The following is a 23,220-nucleotide window of genomic DNA, read 5'->3' as shown; positions in this document are numbered from 1 at the left end:
GCCTCGACATTTAAACCGTCATTGCGAGGTACGAAGCAATCTTAAAGCGATTATATCCAACCAATTAGCAAGATTGCTTCGTACCCCGCAATGCCGACAATAGGATTTTATTTCTTAACTAACGTTTGTTTTGCCAACCAGTTCACGAGTTCTTGCCCGGCTTCGTAGTTTTTATAATTAGCTGGAAGCTTCCTGCCATCAACATATTCGTTGTACAACCAAGGATCTCCAATTACAAAAACGCTTCCTTTGCCAAATTTGGTTACCGACATCACATCATCTCCATCTTTATCTTTTAAGATAGGTTTTGCAGCACCAGACAGCTTTAAGCTGCTATACTCCTTAATGAATAAATCTTTTGGCTTAAAAATCTGGTTACCAGCAGGCACAAATACTTTTGCAGTTTCAAAGTTGGCAGCTACAGGAACTGTTCCTTTGCTATCGCCTTTAAAATGCACACCAAAAACATTGGCTAACTTATTGAAATTGCTTAGCTCGGCGTTTGGCGCATCATTAGCCATAAGTACCAACACACCTCCCGCCCTTACCCAAGTAGTTATTTGCTTTACATCTGCACTAGAAACAAATTTCGGATTAGGGTTTTCTTTCTCAAAATCTGGATCTACAATGATATAAACCGAAGCATTTTTCAGGTTGGCCACAGTTGGCGCCTGATATAAAGTGCTGGTTTTAAATCCCGAATTTTGGAACTGATCTCCCCAAAAAGAAAAACCACCGTTTGATCTTTCGTCCCATTTGTAGTGCCAAGATAAATCATTACCACTTTGATCTTTCTTCACTTCGTTGTTAAAGTAAGAATCTAACACCACAGTTTTACCTTTGCCTGGTTTGGGCATTGCTGCGATTTCCATTTCGTTTAACGCCAACAAAAACGCCCCTACACCTTTCGGATCGTTAGTAATTACCCTTTCGCTAATGTAATATTCGTAACTACCATCTCGGTAAGGTTTACCGCCCAAGCCAGACACGGCAACTGTGCCTTTTAAGCTAATTTTACCTGGGCCATCTTGTTGTACAAACTCCTTTTGCATACCCTTGTACGCTTTATCTGCTACTGCGAAATACGAATTTGGCAACCAGCCATTTCTAACGGCTTTAGCCAAAGTATACACAAACATGCTCGATGCCGAAGCTTCTAAATAATTGCCTTTGCCCGTTGGCTTATCTAATACATCGTACCATAACCCTGTTTTGGGATCTTGCACTTTTTGCACCGCAGCCGCAAAGCGATTTAAAATGGCCACAATTTCTTTTTTACGAGGATGATTTTCTGGAAAATTCTCCAATACATCTACCATGGCCATGCCGTACCAGCCCATTGCCCTACCCCAAAAATTTGGAGATTTACCGGTGGTTTTATCAGCCCAAGCTTCTGTTTTAGATTCGTCCCATCCGTGGTACAACAAACCCGTTTTGGCATCTCTCGAGTTTTTCTCCATCCAAACAAATTGGTTGGCAATATCATCAAAAGCTTTATTATCCTTAATTAAAGCGGCATATTCTGCATAAAATGGTTGTCCCATGTACAAGCCATCTAGCCACATTTGCCATGGATAAATTTTCTTGTGCCAAAAACCACCTTCTTTGGTTCGCGGATGTTCTTTTAGCTGATCCCATAAGATGGTTGCCGCTTTAAAATATTTTTTTTGGCCAGTTACTTTGTACAAAGTCAATAAAGAACGACCATTTTTTACATTATCGATATTGTAATCGCTTTGTTTATAGCGCTGGATATCTCCATCTTTGGTAACAAAGAAATCCATGCTTTTTTGCATATACTTGAAATATTCGCCATCGCCAGTGCGCTTCCACAAACCATCAATTCCTTCTAAAATCACACCCTGATCGTAAGCCCATTTTACACGCTTTGGATTAGCTGGATCTAGATTTAAAGAATCTTTCCAGATCTCCATTACTGTAGCGGCCATTTGCTTAGAAAGTGGCTGCTCTTGAGCCTTAGCATTAAACGATAATACGGCCGCAGAAAATGTTACGACACTATATTTAAAAATCTTGTTCATGTGCTATTTATTGATTTGTAATGATTTTTCTTGTGCTCCTGCTAAAAATTCTGCTTGCTTTTGTGCTTTTGAAACGTCTAAACCTGAGGTTTTGATATTACTATTTCTATCGCCACTAATTTTGAATAACAAATCTGCGCTGTTATAAGTGATATTTTTCAAGTTCACCTGATTACCATTTTGGATATTGATTAACGGATTGCCATGTTCGATAGTCAACTTCACGTTATTTAGGTTGATGTTTTTACCTTCCTGAATATCAATTCCTTTTTTAGATTTAATGTTGATGTTGGTTAAATTGATATTCGCGATGCTCATTTCTGGCAAACCACGAACAAAAATTGCTTTTTCTGCACCATCACAAACCACATTATCGATAAAGAAATCTTTAAACACTGGTGTTTCTTCAGTTACTGGCAACAACTCTACTTTAGGTGCATCGCGTTTATCGCCTACCAACGCAATTGGATCTACCGCAGCATAATACATATCAAACAAAATAGCTTCTCCCGGGATATCCATCATGCTGATATCTTTAATATGGATATTTTCTACTACACCACCCCTACCTCTAGTAGTTTTAAAACGCAAGCCAATATCGGTACCAATAAAAGTACAATCAGAAACGAAGATATTTTTAGCGCCGCCACTCATTTCGCTGCCTATTACAAAACCACCATGCGCATGGTAAACCGTACTATTTCTAATGATCACATTTTCTGTTGGCATAGCACGTTTACGGCCCCAAGCATCGCGACCAGATTTAATACAGATACCATCATCGCCTACATCAAAAGTGCTATTTTCTACCAATACATTTTTACAAGATTCGATATCTAAACCATCGCCATTTTGAGCGTACCAAGGGTTTTTTGCGTACACATTTCTAATGGTTACATCTTCACACATTAATGGATGAAGGTTCCAAGCTGCCGAATTTTGAAAAGTAACTCCTTCTAGCAACACTTTTTTACAAGAGGTAAACACCAACAAATTGGGGCGGAAAAAGTCTTTGATACCGTTGTAATAATCAGCAGTTTTATCTGCCCTTACCTCACCAGGATTTCCCTTAATTTTAGAACCCGCCAAGCTTGCTGCCGAAGGATACCAAGTTTTTTGATCATCGCTTAACACCCCGCCCGAAGCTACTAGGTTTTTCCACTGGCTTTCGGTTAGTTTGCTCTTTTTTACCATTCGCCAAGCATCGCCGCCACCATCTACAATGCCCAAACCTGTAATCGCAATATTGGTTTGGTTAACGGCCCATAACGGCGATTGGTTGCGCATTTGCGGCAAGCCTTCCCAATTGCTTTTTACTAATGGATATTGACTAAAATCTCTGGTAAACTGCAAAATAGCATTAGCCTGCAAATGCAAGTTCACGTTACTTTTTAGCTCAACAGGTCCGGTAATCCACAAGCCTTTTGGTACCAACACCACGCCACCGCCTTTTTTATTGCAGGCAACAATGGCATCGTTAATACTTTTGGTAATTAAGGTTATGCCATCGCTTTTAGCGCCGTAGTTTATAATATTAAAAGTATCCTTTTTAAAAGATGTTTGAGCTACTACTGGCAGGTTGCTAAAAGAATAAGCTTTTTTAGCCTCTTTTTGCGCCCTCGAAATCATTGGTAAAGCAATAGCGAGTGCTAGTATTGAAGCAATAATTTTCTTCATGTTCATGTGTGTATTTATAAATGGTTGTTTAAGCTGTAAGTTAACTGTGATGTATTACGAGCACTTTTAAAATTCCTTCGAACCCGCAACTCAAAACGCATAACCCGCAGCACTATCCTCTAACAAGTCTACAGAGTTTAAGGCAGTAAACGAACTAAACAGCCGAAAATAACTGTGCAATCGTTCCCAAATTAATGGTTGTAAACAATAAGTTACAGGAATAACGCCGAATATTTTAAAAACTTAAAGACCATGCATTCTATCATGGTTATCTGCTCTCTTCCTTTTTAGAGATGTTTCTTAAACTAAATAATAGTATCTTAGCTTAACCACATTTTTTACTCAACCCAAACGCATTATTTAATGAAAAAGCTAATACTTACATTAATTTTCCTATCTATTTTTATCAACTGTTTTGCCCAATTTGAAAAAACAGAAGCCCAAATTACCGACTTGATGAAAAAGATGGAAGTGGTGGGATTAGCCGTAGCGGTAGTAAAAAACAACCAATTGATTTACAACCATTCTTTTGGGCATAAGAGCATCGAAAACAATACGAAGTTAACAAATACTGATATTTTTAGGATTGCTTCTATCTCTAAATCTTTTGCAGCAACTTCGATAATGCAATTGGCAGAAGCAAAAAAACTGTCTTTAGATGATGATTTTAGCGACTTAGTAGGTTTTAAGATTAGAAACCCGAAATATCCCGAAACGGTTATTACGTTGAGAATGGTGTTGTCTCACACATCTAGCATTAATGATAGTCAAGGCTATTTTAATTTAGATGTAATTAATCCCGCTAAAAACGAAAATTGGGCTAAGTGCTATACAGACAAAGCGCCTGGCATCAGCTATTTATATTGCAACCTTAACTTTAATATGGTTGGTGCAGTAATAGAACGCATTACTGGAAAACGTTATGATAATTATGTTAAACAACACATTCTTTCGCCATTGAACCTTTACGGTGGTTATTGTGTTGATTCTTTAGACCATGAGCGCTTTGTACCATTGTACGAATACGAAAATAAAAGCTTCAAATTAGCGGAAGCAGCTTATGCCCCACGTCGTGAAGAGCTAAGCAAGTACCAATTAGGCCATAGCACTCCTATCTTATCGCCAACTGGCGGAATGAAAATATCAGCCGTAGATTTAGCCAAATACATGATGATGCACATGAACTATGGAAAATCGGGAAGTACAAAAATCATCTCCAAAAAAAGTGCTAAACAAATGCAAACCGCACTTAGCGACGAAGAAGGCTATGGATTAGCTTTGTTGAATACGAACAATATGATTGATGGCGTTCAGTTGGTAGGTCATACCGGCTCGGCTTACGGTTTGTACAGTGCTATGTTTTTTGATCCGAAAAAGAAATTTGGTTTTGTAATGATTACCAACGGGGCAAACGGAAAAATGGAAAAAGGTTTTAGAGCAATTACCAGAGAAACCTTAGGTATACTTTACGAAAACTTAATTAAAAACTAAACCAAATTAAAGGCCTGGGCAAATTTTACCGCATCATAATTGTTTTTAAGCGCTAGTTTTTGCCTAATATTTCGCCTATGGGTATCTACTGTTGATAGGGCAATAAAAAGTTGCTCGGCAATTTCGATAGAACTCAAACCTAAAGCCATAAGTTTTAAAATTTCTATTTCTCGGACAGATAATTTAGCAAACACCATCGCATTATTACGTAAAAACCGTATATCGTCCATTAACCTATTTATTTTAATGGTAATGTGGTGTTCTGGATCTAAAGGACTAGCGGTAGTAATCACATGGGTGGCATTTCCATCTTCGTCCGTTAAAAAAACCGAAGTATTGCTGGCGTACAAACGCCATTCGCCAGTTTTAGATTTTACTTGCTGAAAATAAGAAGACGGTTGCGAAGCGCTGTCAGTTACCCGATCATGAATTTTTGGGGAAGTTTCAGCATCATCTTCCGTATTAAAATAACGTGCCACATATTCTTTCGGATCTATGGTTTGCAACTCGGCTAGGTTTACCCCTAAAATATCTAATCCAATTTTATTCATGTAAACCACGCTAAAATCTGGCACATGGTGCACAATAATTGGAATTGGAAAATCATCAGCATAAGCACTAAGGGCTTTTAACTTTTCTTCTAATTTTAAATTTGCTAAAAACTCCATCATCAATTACTAAAACAACTAAACATAAGCTTATAAAAATATAAAATTTTGAAGTTCATAGACGCAAACTGTAGATTTTTTTCCCTGCAATTTACCCAGTTTCTTTTATTGAAGTTTTTACTTTATAAGCAGAGCTTTAAAGAATATAGCTATTCACTACAATTACAGCCATTTAAAAATAAATATTGCAATTATATTTGTTGGTATGCAAATTGACTAGCCTAACTTATGAAAATGATTAGATTGATCTCATTCAATTTTTGTTTACTACTACTATTCGCCAACTATATTTTTGCACAAGATAAAAGCAATTTAACAGCCGATGAGCTTTATAATAAAGCTAGAGAACTACCTAAAGACAAAAGCAATTACCCTAAAACAATTGAACTATTAAAGCTAGCCTTAGAAAAAGACCTAAATTACGCAGATGTACGCCTATTATTAGGCAGAGTTTATACTTGGAACGGAAATTTAGATAGCGCTAGGTTGCAATTTAATCAAGTAATTGCCAAAGGCAAACAAATTGAAGAAGCGTATTCGGCCATTTTTGATGTAGAATATTGGAACCAAAACTTTGGTAGAGCTTTAGACCATGCCAAACAAGGCTTGCTTTATACGCCTAACTCCGCAGAGTTATTGGTAAAAAAACAAAAGCACTAAGCGCCTTAAACGAGCAAAGGCAAGCATTGGCGTTGTTGAAAAACTACCTCAAAGCTAATCCGCAACAAGATTCCGTAAAAAACTATTACCGTCTTTTAAGAAAAGAATATACTACCAATATCGTCAGTTTAGGCTACGAATATGTTTATTTCGATAAGCGTTTTGATGACCCTTGGCATTACACCACCTTAGATTATACCAGAAAAACCAGTTTTGGACCTCTTACAGGGAGATTAATTTACAGCAATAGATTTAAAAAAGAGGGTTTACAGGGAGAAATTGAAGCCTACCCAATCATCTCAAAAAAAATAAATGCCTACGTGGGCTTCGGATATTCAAACGCTGCCATATTTCCGAAATTTAGAACAGGTGCATCTTTATATTATGTTTTTCCTAAAAATTTTGATGCAGAAACTGGCTTTAGATATTTGAACTTTGATTCGATACAGGTTACTTTGGCGGTAATAGGACTTGGCAAATATGTTAAAAATTGGCATTTTAACTTACAATCTTACATTTCGGTAAGCGCTAAGGTGCCGGCTAACTCGGTTACGTTAAGCGCTAGATACTATTTTTCCGATCGTTTTAATTTTGCCGGCGTTCAAATTGGAACTGGAATTTCTCCTGATGACCGCGTACGTAATATTAACCAAGCACTAAATTACAAATCTTACAAACTGGGTTTAAGTTACGCAAGAGATATTTTTACCAACACTTCTTTAGCTACAAATGTGCTTTGGTACTACGAACAATTTGCGTCGAATACTTGGGGCAACCAAATAGGTATAAACTTTACGCTAAACAAACGCTTTTAAGTAATGAAGAAGATACCTATTAGCAAATTGCTGTTTTATCTTATTATTGGCGCACCCATTTGGATGTTTCTTACTTGGCTAGTTTGGCCTAAAAAAAAGTTAACCATTGCCATTGTAGACAAAACGATATTGTTTACCAGCGGACAAGAGCATGCTTCGTTAAACTGGATTTTAAGAAATAACAAGTATGGCAAAACATCTACAGATCTGTATGAGCTTAAGAAAGATTATTTTGGTTTTTTCCCCAATAAAAACCGAAAATTTGATTTAAAAGGCTTGGAGAGATTTTCTGAAAAAGGCTTAGAAAGATTAAGCCAAAATGCAGAAATGGCCTACTTTACCGATACGTACGGGGTGTACTCTAAAGAATGGTACCTAGAGAAAAACATCATAGAAAGGCAAAGACTTTTGTATGGCGGCCTATCTGCTCAAGATATGCTTTTCCTTAAAAAAATGAAAGCAAAAAAGAAGCTTATAATTACCGAGTTTAACACTTTTGCTACGCCTACCCCCGAAAATGTAGCGAAAGATTTTGAGCAAACTTTTAAAATAAAATGGACCGGATGGGTTGGGAAATACTTCGATTCTTTTGACACCACGCAAAACAGAGAAATACCCAGGTGGCTAATTGATAAATATAAATTGCAAAACCATAACCAATGGCCATTTAAAAAATCGGGAATTGCATTGGTAAACAAAGAAGATAAAATTGTGATACTAGAATATGTAACGCACTTGGTTTCTGAAATTCCGCTAATTGTAACGGCCAAAAAAGAACGGCAAACCTATCAAATTCCAAAGCGTATTAAATATCCATTTTGGTTTGATGTGGTACAAACTTCTAGGACCAATAAAATAGTATCGTTTTACGACATCAAAACCAATAAAAAAGGGCTAGAAATATTAGCAAACAATAATATACCTCCTCAATTTCCAGCAATTATAGCGCACTACGAAAAAGATTATAAGTTTTTCTATTTCTGTGGCGATTATGCAGATAATCCCATTTCGCAGGGAGGCTCTTACTTTAAAGGCATCAGTTACTTTAGAAATCTTTTTTACAATGACGATGTTGCTGCCGAGAGGATCAGTTTTTTCTGGGAATTTTATAAACCTATGATTGAAAACATTTTAGAAAGGTATAGAGAAGAACTAAAGTCTCACAAACATTAAAAAAACCCAACATTTCACTTGATTTAATGCCAAACCAAACATAAAAATCAAAATACAATTAATCAATATAGTTCTCTTTGTAAATATCCACTTCGGGTTCTTCCTCAAAATAAAAGGCGTAAGTTTTTTCTAAGAGATAGGCAGATTTGGGAACTTTAATTCGAAATAAAACACTTTTCTCTTCTTCTGGTAGTGCAGAAACACCAAAAAACAACATCAACAACCCAGCTGCAAGCACCAAAAATGCTGATACTGTTTCTATAAAAATGAGCTTCCGTGCCGTTTTAAGTAAAAACCAAAACAGTACCAAAACCAAAATTACACCACTCAGCCAGTAATAATTTAACGAAAACCATTTTGTTATAGCAATATCCTCATTGATAGGCAGGATTTCGCCCATTAACTTTTTAATTTCGAAAAAATATTTAGCCAAGAGCAACTCTACTAAAAGGTAAAGCGCAAATAAGATGTAATTGAGAATTTTAAGCGCTAGGTTTCCAATATTTGAAAAGAAAATTACAACATAAGGGATTAACAAAATTGGTAAAGATTTTAAGAAATAAATGAAGCTAGAAAAAATACCATCGGCAATTAAGGAGGTTGAATTGCCATGCAGCTGCTGCGAAAAATAATAGTAGCCTATTTCTGCAATACGGATAAGCAACAGCATTAATAGCAATACAACGGCCTGCTTTACAAACAAAATGATGCAGGCTTTAAACTTGGCTAAAATAGGATATTCTGGTGCTTCAAATAAAGTATTCTCCATTAGGTTGTTCTGTTTGCTGTATGGTTTAAGGTTTCGGTATTTTTAAAGCCTTTTCGTGTCATTGCACCCCAATTATTCTTGCCTCTAAATTTGTGGATATTACCTTGTATGGCCCAAATTAAAGTAAGCGGATGATATAAAATAGGCTCTAAAAAGGCTGCTAATAAAAGTTTCACTAAATCTTTACCCTTGGTATATTGTTGGTAAGACATTTCTTCGAAGAAAATAGCCACGGTGCTTAACAACACAGAAAAACAATAAACCATAGCCAATAATATCAAAGAAAATTCCCAATTGATATTCTCCATTAGCGCCAGTAAAATAAAAACACAAATACCAAAAGCCTCTACAATAGGTGCCAACCATTCAAAAAACAGCCAATAAGGATAACTTAGCATTCCTAAAACGCCGTATCTGGGGTTAAAAAACAAATCTTTATGTGTCCAAAGGGTTTCTATAGTACCTCTAGTCCACCTGTTGCGTTGCCTACCTAAAATCTGCAAATCCGTAGGGGCTTCGGTCCAACACAAAGGGTCTGGAATGTACACCACCTTAAACCGTTGATCTTGTTCGTACATGTACTTTCTCATCCTTACCACCAGCTCCATATCTTCGCCAACGGTGGTATTGTCGTAGCCTCCAACTTTAATTACGATGTTCTTATCAAACAAGCCCATTGCACCAGAAATAATCAGCAAACCATTCAGTCGGCTCCAAGCCATACGCCCCATTAAAAAAGCCCGAATATACTCTAGCACCTGAAAACGAGGCCACAAATTACGAGGCATATTTACTTCTACCAGTTTGCCGTCTTCTACCTTACAAGAATTGGCTATACGCACCACCCCACCAGTTGCAATTACTTGATACTTTTCTTCCAAATAAGGCTTTGCCAGCTTCAAAATGGCATCTTCTTGTACAATACAATCTACATCTATGCACAACAGCAAATCTTTACCCGAAACGTTAATGCCAGCGTTTAAAGCATCAGATTTACCACCGTTAACTTTATCTACAATGGTTAATTTAGAGAATGATGGCAGCTTAGATTTATAAACGCCTTTAATTTCGTTACAGGTTATCTGATAATTCACCGCAAAATCTACCTTTTCTAACTGGTAATAATCAAACATACGCTGAAAGGTTTGGTCGGTGCTTCCATCATTAATAATAACAACCTCGTAATTACCATAATGTAGCGATAATAGCGACCTTATATTTTCTATAATGGTGGCTTCTTCGTTAAAGGCAGGTGCTAAAATAGATACCGACGGAGCTAGCGGCGACACCAGAATTTCGCGGTAGTTTACATAGCTATTCTTTTTCATGTAGCTATTCATCTCTATGGCTGATAAGAGAGTAAAAAGCACATAAGAACCCATAACCACTACAGCATAATAGAATATGGCATTGTTAAAAATAGTTTCGAAATCTGTTAAAAACTCTCTCATCTCTACCTAATTCGATGGTCTAGTACGTGCTTAATCAGCGCTTGGTTTTCTTGCCCGGTTTGTAGGTAAATTGCTCGCAATTTTTCTTCGCCGCGGTCGGGATCTATCTTTATGGCGTATAGGGCTTCTTTTTTAATCTTTACATCGGTAGAATAAATTCTAGACGAAAGAAACTCCGAGTAGTTTCCGGAGGCAATTTTACCTAAGGCGTTTAAAATTTCCAGTTTAATTTCATCATCATGATTAAAGTAGATTTCGAACATAAAACGCTCTGCATCTTCTAGCTCCAATTTGCCTATAATTTCTACCGCTTTTCTTACAATTTTTGGGTTTTGATGTTTAAGCAACGTAACTACTTCTTTTGCAGCATCAAACTGCATAAAATGATCTACCAGTTTCAGGCAAAGCATTACTACTGTATCGTTAGAAGAATGGAGCCACTTAGAAAAAGATGGAATAGTGAGTTTTTTATGTTTGGTAATGATTTCGAACAGCACCACCTGATGCCAGTCTAAAATGCGTTCTTGTGCCCTATCTAAAAAATGGAAAGGATCTGATTGAGAAAGCTTGATGTAGGCCGCCTGAGCTTCCATACGTAATAGCGCATTTTCATCATCCGTATACTCAACAATTAGATCAGCCATCTCTACCAAATCCATTTCATTAGCTTCTCTTATGCCCTCTATTTTAGTTTCCCAATTTCTATTTTTGATTTTCCTTTTAGTCTTTTTATCAAGGTTAAGCTTTAGATACAGAGACGACAGAACTTCTGCCGTTTTACCCGTAAAATTTTTATGGTATGTTAGAATTTTTTCAACCAATATACTGTTAACCAACCTACTGTGTAATGGCATTTTACTCAGTTTAGGATAAAAGTGCGCAACAATTTCATCTGGCTTGTCGGTTTCATCAAAAACAATCATATTAGCTAGTAACATGCTAATGTAATCGTCCCAATACTTCATACGCTTATTTTTTGCAGACATAACCGCTCTACTAAACATCATGTAGAAGTACAACTCTATGGTCGCAATAACACAGAAAAGGATAATCAACAACGACACCCTAATGTTCGCAGGAAAATAGGGTAATCGGTCTGTATAAATTTGGCCTACGTAATTAAATAAAGTATCGAAAATGCTCATGTTTCAGCATTAACTCAATGAAAAACATTCTGCTTGATATAACGCTTAATTCTTACCGATAGCTCATTCAAATTAAATGGTTTATAGATAAAATCATCAGCACCTAAGCTAAAACCCTCTAAAACAATATGCTCTAAACCTACCGCAGAAATCAACAATACAGGTGTATGTTTTTTAATCTGATCGCCTTTTATATAACTAAGAATTTCCATTCCTCCTACAAAGGGCATCATAATATCAGTAAGTACTAAATCGTATGTATTTGCCTTTGCTTTTTCCATTGCCTGCCTACCGTCAGAAGCTACGTCAACCTCATACCCTTCTTTTTTCAACTTAAATTCCAATGCTTTCAGCATTAATACTTCGTCTTCAGCTATCAATATTTTCGACATATCTATCCTTTCTACTCGATATCTTCGCAATAACCTTACCACTTAAACGAATACTCCAAATAAATCTTAATAGTAAAAAAATTTGATGACAATTTAATTAACTAGGAGGTGCTAAGTTACGCCAAAAAACGATAATTTGAGAGCTTAGGCAAAGCGATCAGCACAAACAAAGTTGACTAAAAACATAATAAACCACTTAAAAACAAAAACTTAGATGCGTAGTTTTACAATTTTATGCAATTACCAGAAATATCTAAAAAACTGCATATTTTAGATTGTGTTAAAAAAAATGGCCAAAATTTCTTGTTTTGAAATAAACAAAATACGTTTAACAAACAGCACAACTAAAACTTAACTTTAAAGATTAGCGCATTTTTTTCTACAAAATGAGGAAAATTTTTATGGCAAGATATTTGCTTTATAAACTTGTCCTTTGCCGCCAACCAGTATTGCACCATTACCTAAAGCTTTTACGGCATTAAAACTTAACGCAGAGATGTTTCTCCACGTTTTACCGCCATCTGTAGAAATATCTGTACCCGATGTGCCTGTAGCCAAACAAATATTCTTAGTAATGTAGGCAACCCCAGACCGATAACCCGAAACTGGAACACTTGGTTTACGCCAGCTTTTGCCACCATTTGTGGTATACAATACATTGTTGCTATTATCTTTGTCTTTTAGGTAATTGCCTCCTACGGCAACTCCTTTTTTTGTATCAAAAAAATCGATAGAAAACGTTCCTGTACTGGCTTCGCCTTGTATAATTGGACAAGCATAAACTTGCCAAGTATTACCATAATCATGGGATTGATAAATATTTGAAACTACGCCACCCGTAGCCACCCAAACTTTACCTTTACCATACGTTTTAATGGTAGTACCGCTGGCGGCGAAACCAGCTTCGCCTTTTTGCATTGGCAAGGTTAGCTGATGCGATATATTTTGCCAAGTAGAACCGCCATCTGTTGTACGTAAAAGCTGCATTTTACCGTTAATTGGGTCGCCGAAAATTATTCCATTTTGTGGATCCCAAAAATCCATTCCATCTAAAAAAATAGCGGTATCTGTATTTTTATAATTTTCTCGCCAGGTTTTACCGCCATCTAAAGTAGTTAACACATACGCTGGCGAACCAGCGTTTATAATAATTGCTTTATCAGCATCAAAAGCTTGTATATCTCTAAAATCTAAAGTTTCGTAACCTTTGGGCTGTAGCCACTCCCAAGTTTTACCGCCATTTACAGATTTACCTACATAGCCATTACTTCCACTTACCCAAATTACATCTTGGTTAACCACCGCGAGGCCACGCATACTGGTTTTGGCATCGGTAACTAAGGGTACAAAAACTAGCGTTTGCGCAATGCCCAAAAAAGGAAATAATGTTAAAAAAACAGCTAATTTAGCAAATAAACGCATTATTTTACCCGCTTAAACACTTCGGTTCTACCAATTAAAGACACACTAATAAATCCCCTAACGCTTAGCAGGTTATTGCTTTTTAAAGTTAATTTACAACTGTATGTTTTGCCCGATTTGGGATCGTAGATAGTTCCATCTATCCATTTACCATCGTCAAAAATGAAGTTCTTAAGAATTTCTAATCCCAAAACAGGTTTATTTCTAAGGCTCTCCGTAGGATTTTTTTCGTCTGTTTTAGGCTTACCATTTTGATCGTTAGGTTCTTTTATCCAAGCCAGCTTGCCAAAAAACTTATCGCCACGCTTATATATTTCTATCTGTCCTTCGCCCGTTGGGTTAAGCCACTTACCTAAAATGTCGTCTTTGCTTTGGGCAAAAGCCGAAAAAGAAATTGCAACTAATAAGATAAATAATGATGATTTTCTTAACATAATTAACGTTTTAATCTTTTAAAGTTAAGAATTTAAAGATAGAAAAATCTAAAATAAAAAACATCCACTACTTGCCTTCTCCAAAAGTTTAAAACAAAAAGCGGTTCAACAAATTAATTGATTTTAAAATCACAAGGTAAAACCAATACTTGACTAGAGCGGCTTAGGAAATATTTTTTCATTTTGTATTTTTAGCAAAATAATACTTATTACAACGCAGTGTTAAATTAAATGCATTTACGAATTCATACCATGAGAATTTGCATCAAGTGTGTAGAAAACTAAAATGGCTTAAGCTATAGATTTATCAGAAGCGTAAACTATTGAGCACTACACACAAAAAATGCTACTTAAAGTACAGCCATGTTCACTACCAATTATCAAGAAATTTTAACTTTAATAGACCAGATAGATCCTGTTGCCTACGGAAAAACGAGAAATTACACAGATGGTGCCGTTACGCGTTTATCTCCGTATATCTCTAGGGGTGTAATTTCTACGCGAATGATTGCCAGTACCATTTTAAAAAAGGGATATGATCCGTCTCAGATAGAGAGCTTTTTAAAAGAATTGGCTTGGAGAGATTATTTCCAGCAAGTTTGGATAGAAAAGGGCAACGAGATAGACCAAGATTTAAAACAACCGCAGCCCAAAGTTAGCAACTACCAAATGCCTTTGGCAATAACCACACATTCTACCACAATTGAAGCTGTAGACTATGCCATTAGCCAACTCTATAGCCACGGCTACATGCACAATCATATACGCATGTATACTGCTAGTATTTGTTGTAACCTACGCAATAGCCACTGGCTAAAGCCGGCAAAATGGATGTATTACCACCTGCTTGATGCCGATTGGGCAAGTAATGCGCTAAGTTGGCAATGGGTAGCAGGGAGTTTTAGCAACAAGAAATATTTTGCCAACCAAGAAAACATTAACAAATTTTGTAAAACCAACCAAACGCATACGTTCTTAGATGGGCCCTATGAGGCGTTTGAACATTTTAGCGAAGTAGCTGAACTAAATGAGCTAACTACACCTAGCTTAAAAACTAAGTTACCCGAAGTTGGCGCACTACAAATTAATGAAAACTTACCTACGTGCATTTACAATTTCTATAACCTCGACAACCTTTGGTTAAATGAGCTTGATGCCAACCGCATACTACTGTTAGCACCAAGTTTTTTTGAAAAATATCCTGTTAGTAACAAAACTATTGACTTTGTGATGCAACTTGCCACAAATATTAAAAACATACAGTATTATGTAGGCGAATTTGAAACGTTAGAAAAACTTATAGCTGCAAAACCGATACATTACAAAGAACATCCTACAAATGTGCAATACCGTGGCAACGAACACCAAAGAGACTGGATGTTTAAAGAAGTAAAGGGATATTTTCCATCGTTTTTTGCCTATTGGAAAACTTGTTCTAAATTATCTCTCGATGCATAAATTGCAAAAGATTTTAAACTAAAGCAAAATTTAAGCGGTAAAGCAAACACCACCAATAGTGCAAATAACATTGGCAAAAAACCTTACATAGCAATATGCTCAATTACCGCAGCAATTTACATAATGCCGCAACCAAAACAAGCGCAACTTTGCCGCATTGGCAAATAAAACCAACACTAAAATTAGATACTTAGCGAAATACGCATTTATTGAAACCTTTTTTGGGCCTGACCAATTTAAATTAACAACAACTTAGGCAAATAAATAAAGGACAACAAGCTGGCAAATATACTTTAGCTCTACCTTACACACTTATTAAGCCAATTATTTGTTGTTTTTTCCATCTTGTGCTTCGTTGTAGCTTACCATCCATTGTATTTGGTTTTTGTCTACAAGCATCCCGTAATAATCGCCCCAAAACTGATCTTGCATTGGCATTTGTACGGTACCTCCGTCGCTTAAAGCGGCGAAAATTCTATCAGCATCGGCACGGCTATCCACACTTAAACAAAGTGAAACATTTGTTCCAGCAGATGCAGGCGGCATATTAGAAGGCACATCTGTACCCATTAACATGGTGCTACCTATACCAAGTGCAATATGAGCAATGCCATTACCTTCATTTTCTGGAATTTCTTCGCCTGCACAACCTTCGCCATCTGTAGCGTCTTTTGGCATTTCGTTAAAGCGCATCACAAAAGGAAAATCGCCACCAAAAATCGATTTGTAGAAATTGAAAACCTCTTCGGTATTACCGTTAAAGTTTAAATAGGGATTAATTACCATAGTTTTATTCTTTTGATTTGATAAATTTTGAGATAAATGTAGTGTTAAATTTAAGCTTTTTAGATAGCCAAACAAATCAAATATGGGGCATTTTAGTACAGTATTTAAAAAATGTAGTTCATAGCCGGCGTAGACCAACCGCCAAGAAGCCTATTTCAAAGTTTCTTTAATCTCCCCACAATCAATCATGCTTTCTCCATAATATGGATTTCTAACTACCTTTTGATTACTTAGCCAAGAAGCTCCTTTGTCGTTCATGGCCATTGGGCAATATTCTACATAGACCTCTCCAGATTGCAAACCAATAGCTTTTACTTTGGCGATCATCTCATTACTCAGACTAGCGAATAATGTTCTTTGTACTTCGATATTAGAAGCTACAGTAATTTTTGAAGCCAAATTGGCAAGCTTTTCGCCTCCGTTTAACGTTTTTGCACCTAGCTCTAAAGCCATGCTTGCTTCTCTTGCAGTTGCCAAATCCGAATTAATCAAGGCATTGCTTAACAACAGATATTGCTGATAGGCCGCATTTAATTGATCGTTTTTTAATGATACTTCATTTACAGTTACTTCTACTGCCTTTTCTTTGACAGTTACTTCTTTTTTGTCTTCCGCTTTTTTGTTGTTGCAAGCAGCGAAGATGATGGTTACTGCTGTTAATAAGATTGTGTTTTTTTTCATTGTTTTAGTTTTATTTTTTAAAAAACTTACGTCATTCCCGCGAAGGCGGGAATCCTAATGCATTACGCTTTATCTCGCTTTAAGATCCCAGAATAAATCTAGGATGATGGCAGAGCTAACCCAACGGATGTTTTCCTCTCTTCAGTACATATTCACTGTAAAGCAAATAAGCGCCAGTTATAACCACTTCATCGCCAGAGGCAATACCCGATGTTATATTGATGCTATTTCCATTTGCTTTGCCAACACTTACCTTCATTGGTTCGAAGCTGTCTTTTCCAGTTTTTATCCACACATGCTGACCTTTACCATCACGAATTACCGCATCTACAGGCAAATTCATCCCTCCGCTTACTGCTTGCGACGCCAACATTACCTTTACCTGCAAACCTGGCTGCCATTGTCCATTATGGTTAGCAATGCTTCCTCTAATTTGTGTCAGTTGCGTACCGGCCTGTAAAGATGGATTAATGAAATCAACTTTCATAGTTTGCGCTTGGTCTTCCCATCCATTTACCAGCACCTTCAAAGCTTGACCTTGCTTGATCTGTTTCATTTCATTAGGATAAACATCTGCTTCTACCCATAATTTTCCGTAACCTTCCAATCGCATAATCGGGCTGCCTTCTGCCACGTATTGCCCTTGGGTAATGCTCAACTCGGCAACTGTTCCACTTTGTGTAGCAAACACCGTTACGTAAGGATTTTTCTGTTGCGTTTTGCTCAGCCTCTGCAATTGTGCTTCCGTTTGCCCGTACAACAATAATTTCTGTTTAGCTGATGACACTAATTGTTGCTCCAATTTATCGCCAGCAAATTGCTTTTGTTGTGCCAACGCCATCAGATATTCTTGTTGCAAGGTAGCCAATTGTTCGGAGTACAATTTATATAGCGGCTGCCCTTTGCTAATTGCCACACCCGTTTCTCTCACAAACAATTCTTCTACTCTACCCGCAATTTTTGCTGAGATGTAATTACTTTGCTGAGGATCAACTACCAATCTGCCATTCAGCACACTTTGGCTAGAAATACCTTCACTTCCTCCATCGCCAAAACGTATAGTTTTGATATTGGCCAACAATTGTCTTTGCGCATCTAGCTTGATACTTTTATCGTCGCTATTTTTCTCGAAAGGCACCAAATCCATCGCACAAATTGGACAAGTTCCCATCTCGTGCTTAATTACCTGCGGATGCATTGGGCAGGTAAAGGTTTGCTGTTTCGTTTCAGTTGATTTTTCTTCAGCTTTTCGCTTCCCACTACAGCCTACAATTCCAGCCATAAGACTGAGGATGAAATAGATAAAGAGTTTATGTTTAATTATTTTCATTTTTATTATCGTTAAACTTTGGTCGTCTGACTTTAAACTTTTTACTTTCCACTTTTAACTTTTAAAAAACTCTCACTATCTACTAAGTAAGCGGCATTTTTAGCGAACGCCACATTAGCAATATCCTCTTTTACCTGCACCATTCCGTTCATACGTAAGCCGGTATTTAGGTCCATACTAACAAACACGCCATTTTCTTTTTTGAAAGCCACACTTTGAGCACCAATACTAACTACTGCGGTTTCGGGCAACCAATAACTTTGAGGCACCAATACTGGGATTTTCGCCGTTAAGATCTCTCCTGCTTTAAACATTCCTTTGTTGAGGTAAACTCTCGCCACTGTAAAATTTTCTCCAGCCTTAATCATCGGTTGTATTAACCCAATGGTCGAGGTTTGGAAGCTTTCTTCTTTATCAGCGGTTTTATAAAATGCCAGCTTAGTTCCCTTTTTAACCAAAGTACCGAGGCTAGGTTTCAAAGCAAATTCTGCTAATAACTGATCGGCTTTATAAATGGTAAAAATGCTTTGCCCTGCGTTTACATATTGCCCTTCCCTAAGCATTACTGGCGAGTTAGTTATCTGTGGAGTTGGTGCTGCGCTCGAAGTAGCACTACCGCTACCGCCGCCGCTCATTCCCGACATACCGTCACCGCCGCTTTCGCTACTTGGCGCACTTACCGCATTAGCATTGCTATTCGCTAAAGTTTTCTCCAAAATATACCCATCTATTGGACTATAAACCGGAATACGGTAATTCACTTTTTTACTTTGCAACACCTGTTGGATGGTTTGATGGCTCATACCCAACAATAACAATCGTTGTTTAGCCTGTGCTAGCAAAACTTGATCGCCTGCACTTTGCGAAAGATAAATCAGTTCCTGTTGCGCAGCAGCCAAATCTGGCGCATAAATTCCAAACAACAACTGTCCTTTTTTTACAGGCTGATAATTGTATTTGATGTACAGTTTTTCCAAACGTCCGCCAACTCTACTTGCTACACTTGTTTCACTACGAGTATCATAATTTACTATACCTTGCACCTCTGCAGTAAAAATTTTAGTTTCATAGCTGGCTTTAATCACTTCAGCTTTTGCCACTACCTGCTCATTAGAAGGAGCGATTAAAGCTTTCAGCTTCGCATCCACTTCTACCTTACCAATATCATGGTGGTCTTTTTGGGTTTGGTTTGGCAAGATGCGAGGAATAGCATTGTTACTAGTATCAGTGTACTTTGCAGTACCTTTCCTAATTCGTCATTCCGAACTTGTTTCAGAATCGTAATGCGCAAAACTTTCTTTTCTCTCGCTTTACGATTCCCGGCTACGCGGGAATGACGGCAAATTTCAGTTCTACCTATACAATTCCTTTTCATAATCTGCGATCATTAAGTAAAGTTTCAATTTCTCATCTAGCACATTGTTTTGCATCATATTTAATGCTTCCCAAGAGGCAATTACTTCCGGCAATTGCAGTTTATTTTCGCGATAGCCCAGTACATTCACATCCAAAGTTTTTTGTAAAGTTGGAATGATTTTTTGCTCCATCGCAGCGATTTGCTGTTGCATGGTTTTAATCTGATACTGCATTCCATACAACATTCCTTGCGTTTCTTGCAACATAGCCGCTTTTTCCATCTGCATCGCTTCAATCTCATACTGCATTCCTTTCACTTCAGATTCATACATTTTCGAAGCCCAAGGTGCAATTGGAATACTCACCATTCCCATCACACTAAATGCTTTCGGCATACCACTACCTAAAGGCGACATGTGATCGAAACGAATTCTAAAATCTGGGCGACTTTGTCTTTTCATCGCACCGATATTCAAATTCATCGATTGGATATTGTAATCCATTTTAGCGATATCTTTTCGAACTACTGCCAAGCTAGCTGTATCCAAAGCTGTTGCCGTTACAAACTGAGGAACGTAACTGCTATCGATTTTAAAATCGGTATTACCTTGTTGGTTCATCATACTGTTTAACCACGCTCTTGCCCTACCAATCTCTCCCTCCTGCATGCGTTTCATATTTTCCGTTTCTTCCAACTTTGCCGAAGTTTGGTAAACGCTTCCCAGTTTCGATTGATTAAAAGGATACCTGATTTCCTCAATCTTCTTCATGGTTTGCATAATTTGGGTACTTTTCTCCAATACCTTCAATTTTGCTGCGCAACCAACCAAGCATAGTAAAGCTTCTTCGCCTGTGTTTTGAAGTCGTTCAACGTCACTTCTCTAGTTGCTCTTTCTACTTTCGCTTTCGACTCAATAAACTTCTTTTGCGCATTCAGCTTTCCATAGTTAGGGATGTCCTGTTCTACCTGAAACATCAACGAACCTTTGTCTCTGCCATCCATCACCATTTGACCAGGATAAGGTGTCATGAAAGTTCCCACACCAACCATTGGCGCCATCCATGCAGTAGCTGCTTTGGCATTGTACTGGTAACTTTCGGCTTTTAAACCGTAAGATTTAAGCTGTAAGTTGTTCTGGTCGATACGATTTAGAATGGTATCGAGCGAAAGGATTGGAGTTTGGGCTGTGGCTGTGAAAGAAAAAACAATCGTTAATACAACCAAAAGAGCAATTCTTCCGACTTGCAACGACACCCAATTACCCTTGCCGTCATCCCGAATTTGTTTCGGGATCTTAATGCTTGAGTAGATAAATCCATTCCCCGCATTCGCTTTATGATTCCCGCCTACGCGGGAATGACGACTTATAGAAGTTTTATTAATGTTGTACATCGTGCACCTCCAATTTTCCGTATTTTTTCAATTCGTATTCTTTAGACATTAAAAAGATGAGTGGTGTAACCAGTAAAATGTGAGTTGAAGAAGTCAACACACCACCAATCATAGGTAAAACGATAGGTTGCATTACATCAACCCCTACACCGGTAGCCCATAACACTGGCACCAAACCAAATAGCGACACACAAACCGTCATTAATTTTGGACGCAAGCGTTTTGCTGCACCATAAATCACGTATTCTCGCAAATCATCTCTGGTAATGGTTTCTCTTGAATTTCCTTTGAGTTTGATTAACTGTTGCATGGCATCGTTCAAGTAAATTACCATTACGATACCCGTTTCTACCGCAATACCAAACAAAGCAATGAACCCCACCGCCACACCTACCGAAAGGTTAACGCCCCAGAAATAAATCATGTAGGCACCACCAATCAGAGCAAACGGCACTGTAATTAAACTCAAGAAAGCTTCTCTGATAGAATGGAAAGCAAAGTAAAGGGAGAAGAAAATAATCACTAAAACCACTGGTGCAATCCACATCAGAGTTTGCTGACCTCTAATTAAATTTTCGTACTGACCGCTCCACTCCAAGAAATATCCTTCTGGCAAAATGCCATCTTCTTTGTTCAACTGTTCCATCGCCTCTTTTACCGTACTTCCCAAATCTCTGTCACGAACGTTGAACATTACCGCACCACGTAAAATCGCATTGTCAGAACTAATCATCGGCGGACCATCTTCAAACTTGACATCGGCCACTGCCGACAAAGGAATTCTGCCAAAACCCTGAGATTGCAACGGAATACGCTGGATTTGTTCCACGCTGTTACGGTACTCTTGCGCCAAGCGTACACTGATCGAGAAACGCTGTCTACCTTCAATCGTATTGCCAATGTTTGCCCCGCCTAAAGCACTTTCTACCACTTGGTTTACATCATCAATGTTTAAACCGTAGCGAGCCAGTTCTTCTCTTTTGATATCGATAGCTAAATATTTCCCGCCAGTAATCGGTTCTACGAACAGATCGCTCACGCCAGCAGTGCCTTCCAAAGCGGCTTTTACTTTCTCCGAAACTGCTGCGATGGTATCTAAATTCTGTCCGAACACTTTAATACCCACATCGGTACGGATACCCGTAGCCAACATATTGATGCGGTTGATGATGGGTTGTGTCCAACCGTTTACCACTCCCGGAATTTGCAATTTCGCATCCAGCTCAGTAATAATATCTTTCTTTGTAATTCCCTCACGCCACTCGCTTTTCGGTTTCAGCGTAATGATCGTTTCAATCATGCTAATCGGCGAGTTGTCAGTAGCTGTACTTGCTCTACCTGCTTTGCCCAGCACTTTATCTACCTCTGGTACCGATTTGATGATTTTATCCTGCACCTGCAAAATTCTTTTCGCCTCTGCGTTAGACACGTCTGGCAGGGTTACCGGCATAAACAAAATGCTTTGTTCATCCAATGGGGGGATAAACTCCGTACCCAAATTTTTCAGCAAGGGAATGGCGATTAACAAAGCCACCACATTAATAGCGATGGTTGTTTTACGCCATTTCAGCACTTTTCTAATGACAGGCTCATACACTCTCTCCAAAAATCTATTTACCGGATTGGCACTATCTGGCTTAAATTTCCCCTTCATAAAAAAGGAGATTAGCACAGGCGCCAAAGTGATTACCAATAAAGCATCTACAATCATGATGAACGTTTTGGTATATGCCAAGGGATGGAATAATTTTCCTTCCTGTCCGGTTAACATAAACACGGGCAAAAACGACGTGATGATAATTACCGTAGCAAAAAACACCCCTCTCGACACTTGTTTGCTCGACTTGGGCGATAATTGCCAATCGTTCTTCTTCGCTGATCCATTCTGGCTCTTTGCGAAATTTATTTCTTAACCAATTTTTCATCGGCTTTATAATTTTTAATTTTAATTAATTCCCCCCAGTACAGACGCAAAATCTTGCGTCTCCTTGCTGCTTCCCTACTTCACATCGCATAGACGCAAAATCTTGCGTCTCTATTACTGCTTCATTCACATCGCATAGACGCAAAATTTTGC

General features: G+C 37.8%; 20 protein-coding genes and 1 pseudogene. 5 read left to right on the top strand and 16 right to left on the bottom strand.

Annotated features, from left to right (window positions below; genetic code table 11):
• Nucleotides 1-107 precede the first annotated feature (107 nt).
• On the bottom strand, nt 108-2,042 hold the full coding sequence (locus OVA16_RS13145; RefSeq protein ID WP_267760096.1) for a glycoside hydrolase family 88/105 protein: 1,935 nt from the start codon (nt 2,040-2,042) through the stop codon (nt 108-110).
• A 3-nt stretch (nt 2,043-2,045) separates the two neighbouring features.
• The gene (locus OVA16_RS13140; protein WP_267760094.1) at nt 2,046-3,719 is read right to left on the bottom strand and encodes a glycoside hydrolase family 28 protein; all 1,674 of its coding nucleotides are present in this window, start codon (nt 3,717-3,719) and stop codon (nt 2,046-2,048) included.
• 363 nt (nt 3,720-4,082) lie between these two features.
• Between OVA16_RS13140 and OVA16_RS13135 the strand changes: the two genes are divergently transcribed.
• Nucleotides 4,083-5,210, top strand: a complete 1,128-nt coding sequence (locus OVA16_RS13135; RefSeq protein ID WP_267760091.1) for a serine hydrolase domain-containing protein — start codon at nt 4,083-4,085, stop codon at nt 5,208-5,210.
• Here OVA16_RS13135 and OVA16_RS13130 read toward each other — a convergent pair.
• Complete coding sequence (locus OVA16_RS13130; RefSeq protein WP_267760089.1) at nt 5,207-5,881, bottom strand: response regulator transcription factor; 675 nt, start codon at nt 5,879-5,881, stop codon at nt 5,207-5,209. The genes OVA16_RS13135 and OVA16_RS13130 overlap by 4 nt on opposite strands.
• Nucleotides 5,882-6,112: 231 nt before the next feature.
• Here OVA16_RS13130 and OVA16_RS13125 point away from each other — a divergent pair, with 231 nt between their 5' ends.
• Genes OVA16_RS13125 through OVA16_RS13115 form a run of 3 tightly spaced genes read left to right on the top strand, consistent with a single transcriptional unit; the run spans nt 6,113 to nt 8,526 of the window.
• Nucleotides 6,113-6,538 (top strand): tetratricopeptide repeat protein, encoded by a 426-nt coding sequence (locus OVA16_RS13125; RefSeq protein ID WP_267760087.1) that lies wholly within the window; start codon nt 6,113-6,115, stop codon nt 6,536-6,538.
• A gap of 35 nt (nt 6,539-6,573) precedes the next feature.
• Nucleotides 6,574-7,353, top strand: coding sequence for a YaiO family outer membrane beta-barrel protein (locus OVA16_RS13120; RefSeq protein WP_267760085.1), 780 nt, complete (start codon nt 6,574-6,576; stop codon nt 7,351-7,353).
• Nucleotides 7,354-7,356: 3 nt separating this feature from the next.
• Nucleotides 7,357-8,526, top strand: coding sequence for a hypothetical protein (locus OVA16_RS13115; protein WP_267760083.1), 1,170 nt, complete (start codon nt 7,357-7,359; stop codon nt 8,524-8,526).
• Nucleotides 8,527-8,584: 58 nt separating this feature from the next.
• Here the strand turns inward: OVA16_RS13115 and OVA16_RS13110 are convergent, their stop codons facing one another.
• From OVA16_RS13110 to OVA16_RS13085, 6 genes are all read right to left on the bottom strand, one after another.
• Nucleotides 8,585-9,295 carry a hypothetical protein gene (locus OVA16_RS13110; RefSeq protein WP_267760081.1) on the bottom strand — a complete coding sequence of 237 codons (711 nt, stop codon included), beginning with the start codon at nt 9,293-9,295 and terminating at the stop codon, nt 8,585-8,587.
• Nucleotides 9,295-10,746: a glycosyltransferase family 2 protein gene (locus tag OVA16_RS13105; protein ID WP_267760079.1), complete on the bottom strand. Its 1,452-nt coding sequence runs from the start codon at nt 10,744-10,746 to the stop codon at nt 9,295-9,297. The genes OVA16_RS13110 and OVA16_RS13105 overlap by 1 nt, the downstream gene beginning before the upstream one ends.
• Nucleotides 10,747-10,748: 2 nt before the next feature.
• Nucleotides 10,749-11,891: a HEAT repeat domain-containing protein gene (locus tag OVA16_RS13100; protein WP_267760077.1), complete on the bottom strand. Its 1,143-nt coding sequence runs from the start codon at nt 11,889-11,891 to the stop codon at nt 10,749-10,751.
• Between the two features lie 14 nt (nt 11,892-11,905).
• Nucleotides 11,906-12,283, bottom strand: a complete 378-nt coding sequence (locus OVA16_RS13095) for a response regulator transcription factor (RefSeq protein WP_267760075.1) — start codon at nt 12,281-12,283, stop codon at nt 11,906-11,908.
• Between the two features lie 399 nt (nt 12,284-12,682).
• Nucleotides 12,683-13,705: a WD40/YVTN/BNR-like repeat-containing protein gene (locus OVA16_RS13090; RefSeq protein ID WP_267760073.1), complete on the bottom strand. Its 1,023-nt coding sequence runs from the start codon at nt 13,703-13,705 to the stop codon at nt 12,683-12,685.
• Nucleotides 13,705-14,139, bottom strand: coding sequence for a DUF2147 domain-containing protein (locus OVA16_RS13085; RefSeq protein ID WP_267760071.1), 435 nt, complete (start codon nt 14,137-14,139; stop codon nt 13,705-13,707). The genes OVA16_RS13090 and OVA16_RS13085 overlap by 1 nt, the downstream gene beginning before the upstream one ends.
• Nucleotides 14,140-14,502: 363 nt before the next feature.
• Here OVA16_RS13085 and OVA16_RS13080 point away from each other — a divergent pair, with 363 nt between their 5' ends.
• Nucleotides 14,503-15,597 carry an FAD-binding domain-containing protein gene (locus tag OVA16_RS13080; RefSeq protein ID WP_267760068.1) on the top strand — a complete coding sequence of 365 codons (1,095 nt, stop codon included), beginning with the start codon at nt 14,503-14,505 and terminating at the stop codon, nt 15,595-15,597.
• A gap of 324 nt (nt 15,598-15,921) precedes the next feature.
• Here OVA16_RS13080 and OVA16_RS13075 read toward each other — a convergent pair whose 3' ends face one another.
• The 7 genes and pseudogenes from OVA16_RS13075 to OVA16_RS13045 all read right to left on the bottom strand — a co-directional run bounded on the left by OVA16_RS13075 (nt 15,922) and on the right by OVA16_RS13045 (nt 23,068).
• Nucleotides 15,922-16,383: a VOC family protein gene (locus OVA16_RS13075; RefSeq protein WP_267760066.1), complete on the bottom strand. Its 462-nt coding sequence runs from the start codon at nt 16,381-16,383 to the stop codon at nt 15,922-15,924.
• A gap of 150 nt (nt 16,384-16,533) precedes the next feature.
• Nucleotides 16,534-17,064: a DUF3347 domain-containing protein gene (locus OVA16_RS13070; protein WP_267760064.1), complete on the bottom strand. Its 531-nt coding sequence runs from the start codon at nt 17,062-17,064 to the stop codon at nt 16,534-16,536.
• Nucleotides 17,065-17,179: 115 nt separating this feature from the next.
• Nucleotides 17,180-18,394, bottom strand: a complete 1,215-nt coding sequence (locus OVA16_RS13065; RefSeq protein ID WP_267760062.1) for an efflux RND transporter periplasmic adaptor subunit — start codon at nt 18,392-18,394, stop codon at nt 17,180-17,182.
• 41 nt (nt 18,395-18,435) lie between these two features.
• Nucleotides 18,436-19,590 carry an efflux RND transporter periplasmic adaptor subunit gene (locus OVA16_RS13060; protein ID WP_267760060.1) on the bottom strand — a complete coding sequence of 385 codons (1,155 nt, stop codon included), beginning with the start codon at nt 19,588-19,590 and terminating at the stop codon, nt 18,436-18,438.
• 156 nt (nt 19,591-19,746) lie between these two features.
• Nucleotides 19,747-20,520 carry a hypothetical protein gene (locus OVA16_RS13055; protein ID WP_267760058.1) on the bottom strand — a complete coding sequence of 258 codons (774 nt, stop codon included), beginning with the start codon at nt 20,518-20,520 and terminating at the stop codon, nt 19,747-19,749.
• A 35-nt stretch (nt 20,521-20,555) separates the two neighbouring features.
• Entirely contained in the window at nt 20,556-21,005 is a 450-nt protein-coding gene (locus OVA16_RS13050; protein WP_267760056.1) for a TolC family protein, read from the bottom strand.
• Between the two features lie 124 nt (nt 21,006-21,129).
• A pseudogene (locus tag OVA16_RS13045) lies at nt 21,130-23,068 on the bottom strand (efflux RND transporter permease subunit).
• Nucleotides 23,069-23,220: the final 152 nt, after the last annotated feature.

Origin of the sequence: Pedobacter sp. SL55, from assembly GCF_026625705.1 — a bacterium.
GTDB lineage: Bacteria > Bacteroidota > Bacteroidia > Sphingobacteriales > Sphingobacteriaceae > Pedobacter.
The sequence above is the reverse complement of the archived record's forward strand: the minus strand, read 5'-3'. Positions and strand labels throughout refer to the sequence as shown.

What these genes read in the sequence shown, in the direction of transcription:
- OVA16_RS13145 (WP_267760096.1), bottom strand. Translation starts at nt 2,042, where the DNA reads ATGAACAAGATTTTTAAATATAGTGTCGTAACATTTTCTGCGGCCGTA.
- OVA16_RS13055 (WP_267760058.1), bottom strand. Translation starts at nt 20,520, where the DNA reads ATGAAGAAGATTGAGGAAATCAGGTATCCTTTTAATCAATCGAAACTG.
- OVA16_RS13085 (WP_267760071.1), bottom strand. Translation starts at nt 14,139, where the DNA reads ATGTTAAGAAAATCATCATTATTTATCTTATTAGTTGCAATTTCTTTT.
- OVA16_RS13100 (WP_267760077.1), bottom strand. Translation starts at nt 11,891, where the DNA reads ATGAGCATTTTCGATACTTTATTTAATTACGTAGGCCAAATTTATACA.
- OVA16_RS13070 (WP_267760064.1), bottom strand. Translation starts at nt 17,064, where the DNA reads ATGAAAAAAAACACAATCTTATTAACAGCAGTAACCATCATCTTCGCT.
- OVA16_RS13090 (WP_267760073.1), bottom strand. Translation starts at nt 13,705, where the DNA reads ATGCGTTTATTTGCTAAATTAGCTGTTTTTTTAACATTATTTCCTTTT.
- OVA16_RS13135 (WP_267760091.1), top strand. Translation starts at nt 4,083, where the DNA reads ATGAAAAAGCTAATACTTACATTAATTTTCCTATCTATTTTTATCAAC.
- OVA16_RS13075 (WP_267760066.1), bottom strand. Translation starts at nt 16,383, where the DNA reads ATGGTAATTAATCCCTATTTAAACTTTAACGGTAATACCGAAGAGGTT.
- OVA16_RS13130 (WP_267760089.1), bottom strand. Translation starts at nt 5,881, where the DNA reads ATGATGGAGTTTTTAGCAAATTTAAAATTAGAAGAAAAGTTAAAAGCC.
- OVA16_RS13140 (WP_267760094.1), bottom strand. Translation starts at nt 3,719, where the DNA reads ATGAAGAAAATTATTGCTTCAATACTAGCACTCGCTATTGCTTTACCA.
- OVA16_RS13110 (WP_267760081.1), bottom strand. Translation starts at nt 9,295, where the DNA reads ATGGAGAATACTTTATTTGAAGCACCAGAATATCCTATTTTAGCCAAG.
- OVA16_RS13125 (WP_267760087.1), top strand. Translation starts at nt 6,113, where the DNA reads ATGATTAGATTGATCTCATTCAATTTTTGTTTACTACTACTATTCGCC.
- OVA16_RS13080 (WP_267760068.1), top strand. Translation starts at nt 14,503, where the DNA reads ATGTTCACTACCAATTATCAAGAAATTTTAACTTTAATAGACCAGATA.
- OVA16_RS13105 (WP_267760079.1), bottom strand. Translation starts at nt 10,746, where the DNA reads ATGAGAGAGTTTTTAACAGATTTCGAAACTATTTTTAACAATGCCATA.
- OVA16_RS13095 (WP_267760075.1), bottom strand. Translation starts at nt 12,283, where the DNA reads ATGTCGAAAATATTGATAGCTGAAGACGAAGTATTAATGCTGAAAGCA.
- OVA16_RS13115 (WP_267760083.1), top strand. Translation starts at nt 7,357, where the DNA reads ATGAAGAAGATACCTATTAGCAAATTGCTGTTTTATCTTATTATTGGC.
- OVA16_RS13065 (WP_267760062.1), bottom strand. Translation starts at nt 18,394, where the DNA reads ATGAAAATAATTAAACATAAACTCTTTATCTATTTCATCCTCAGTCTT.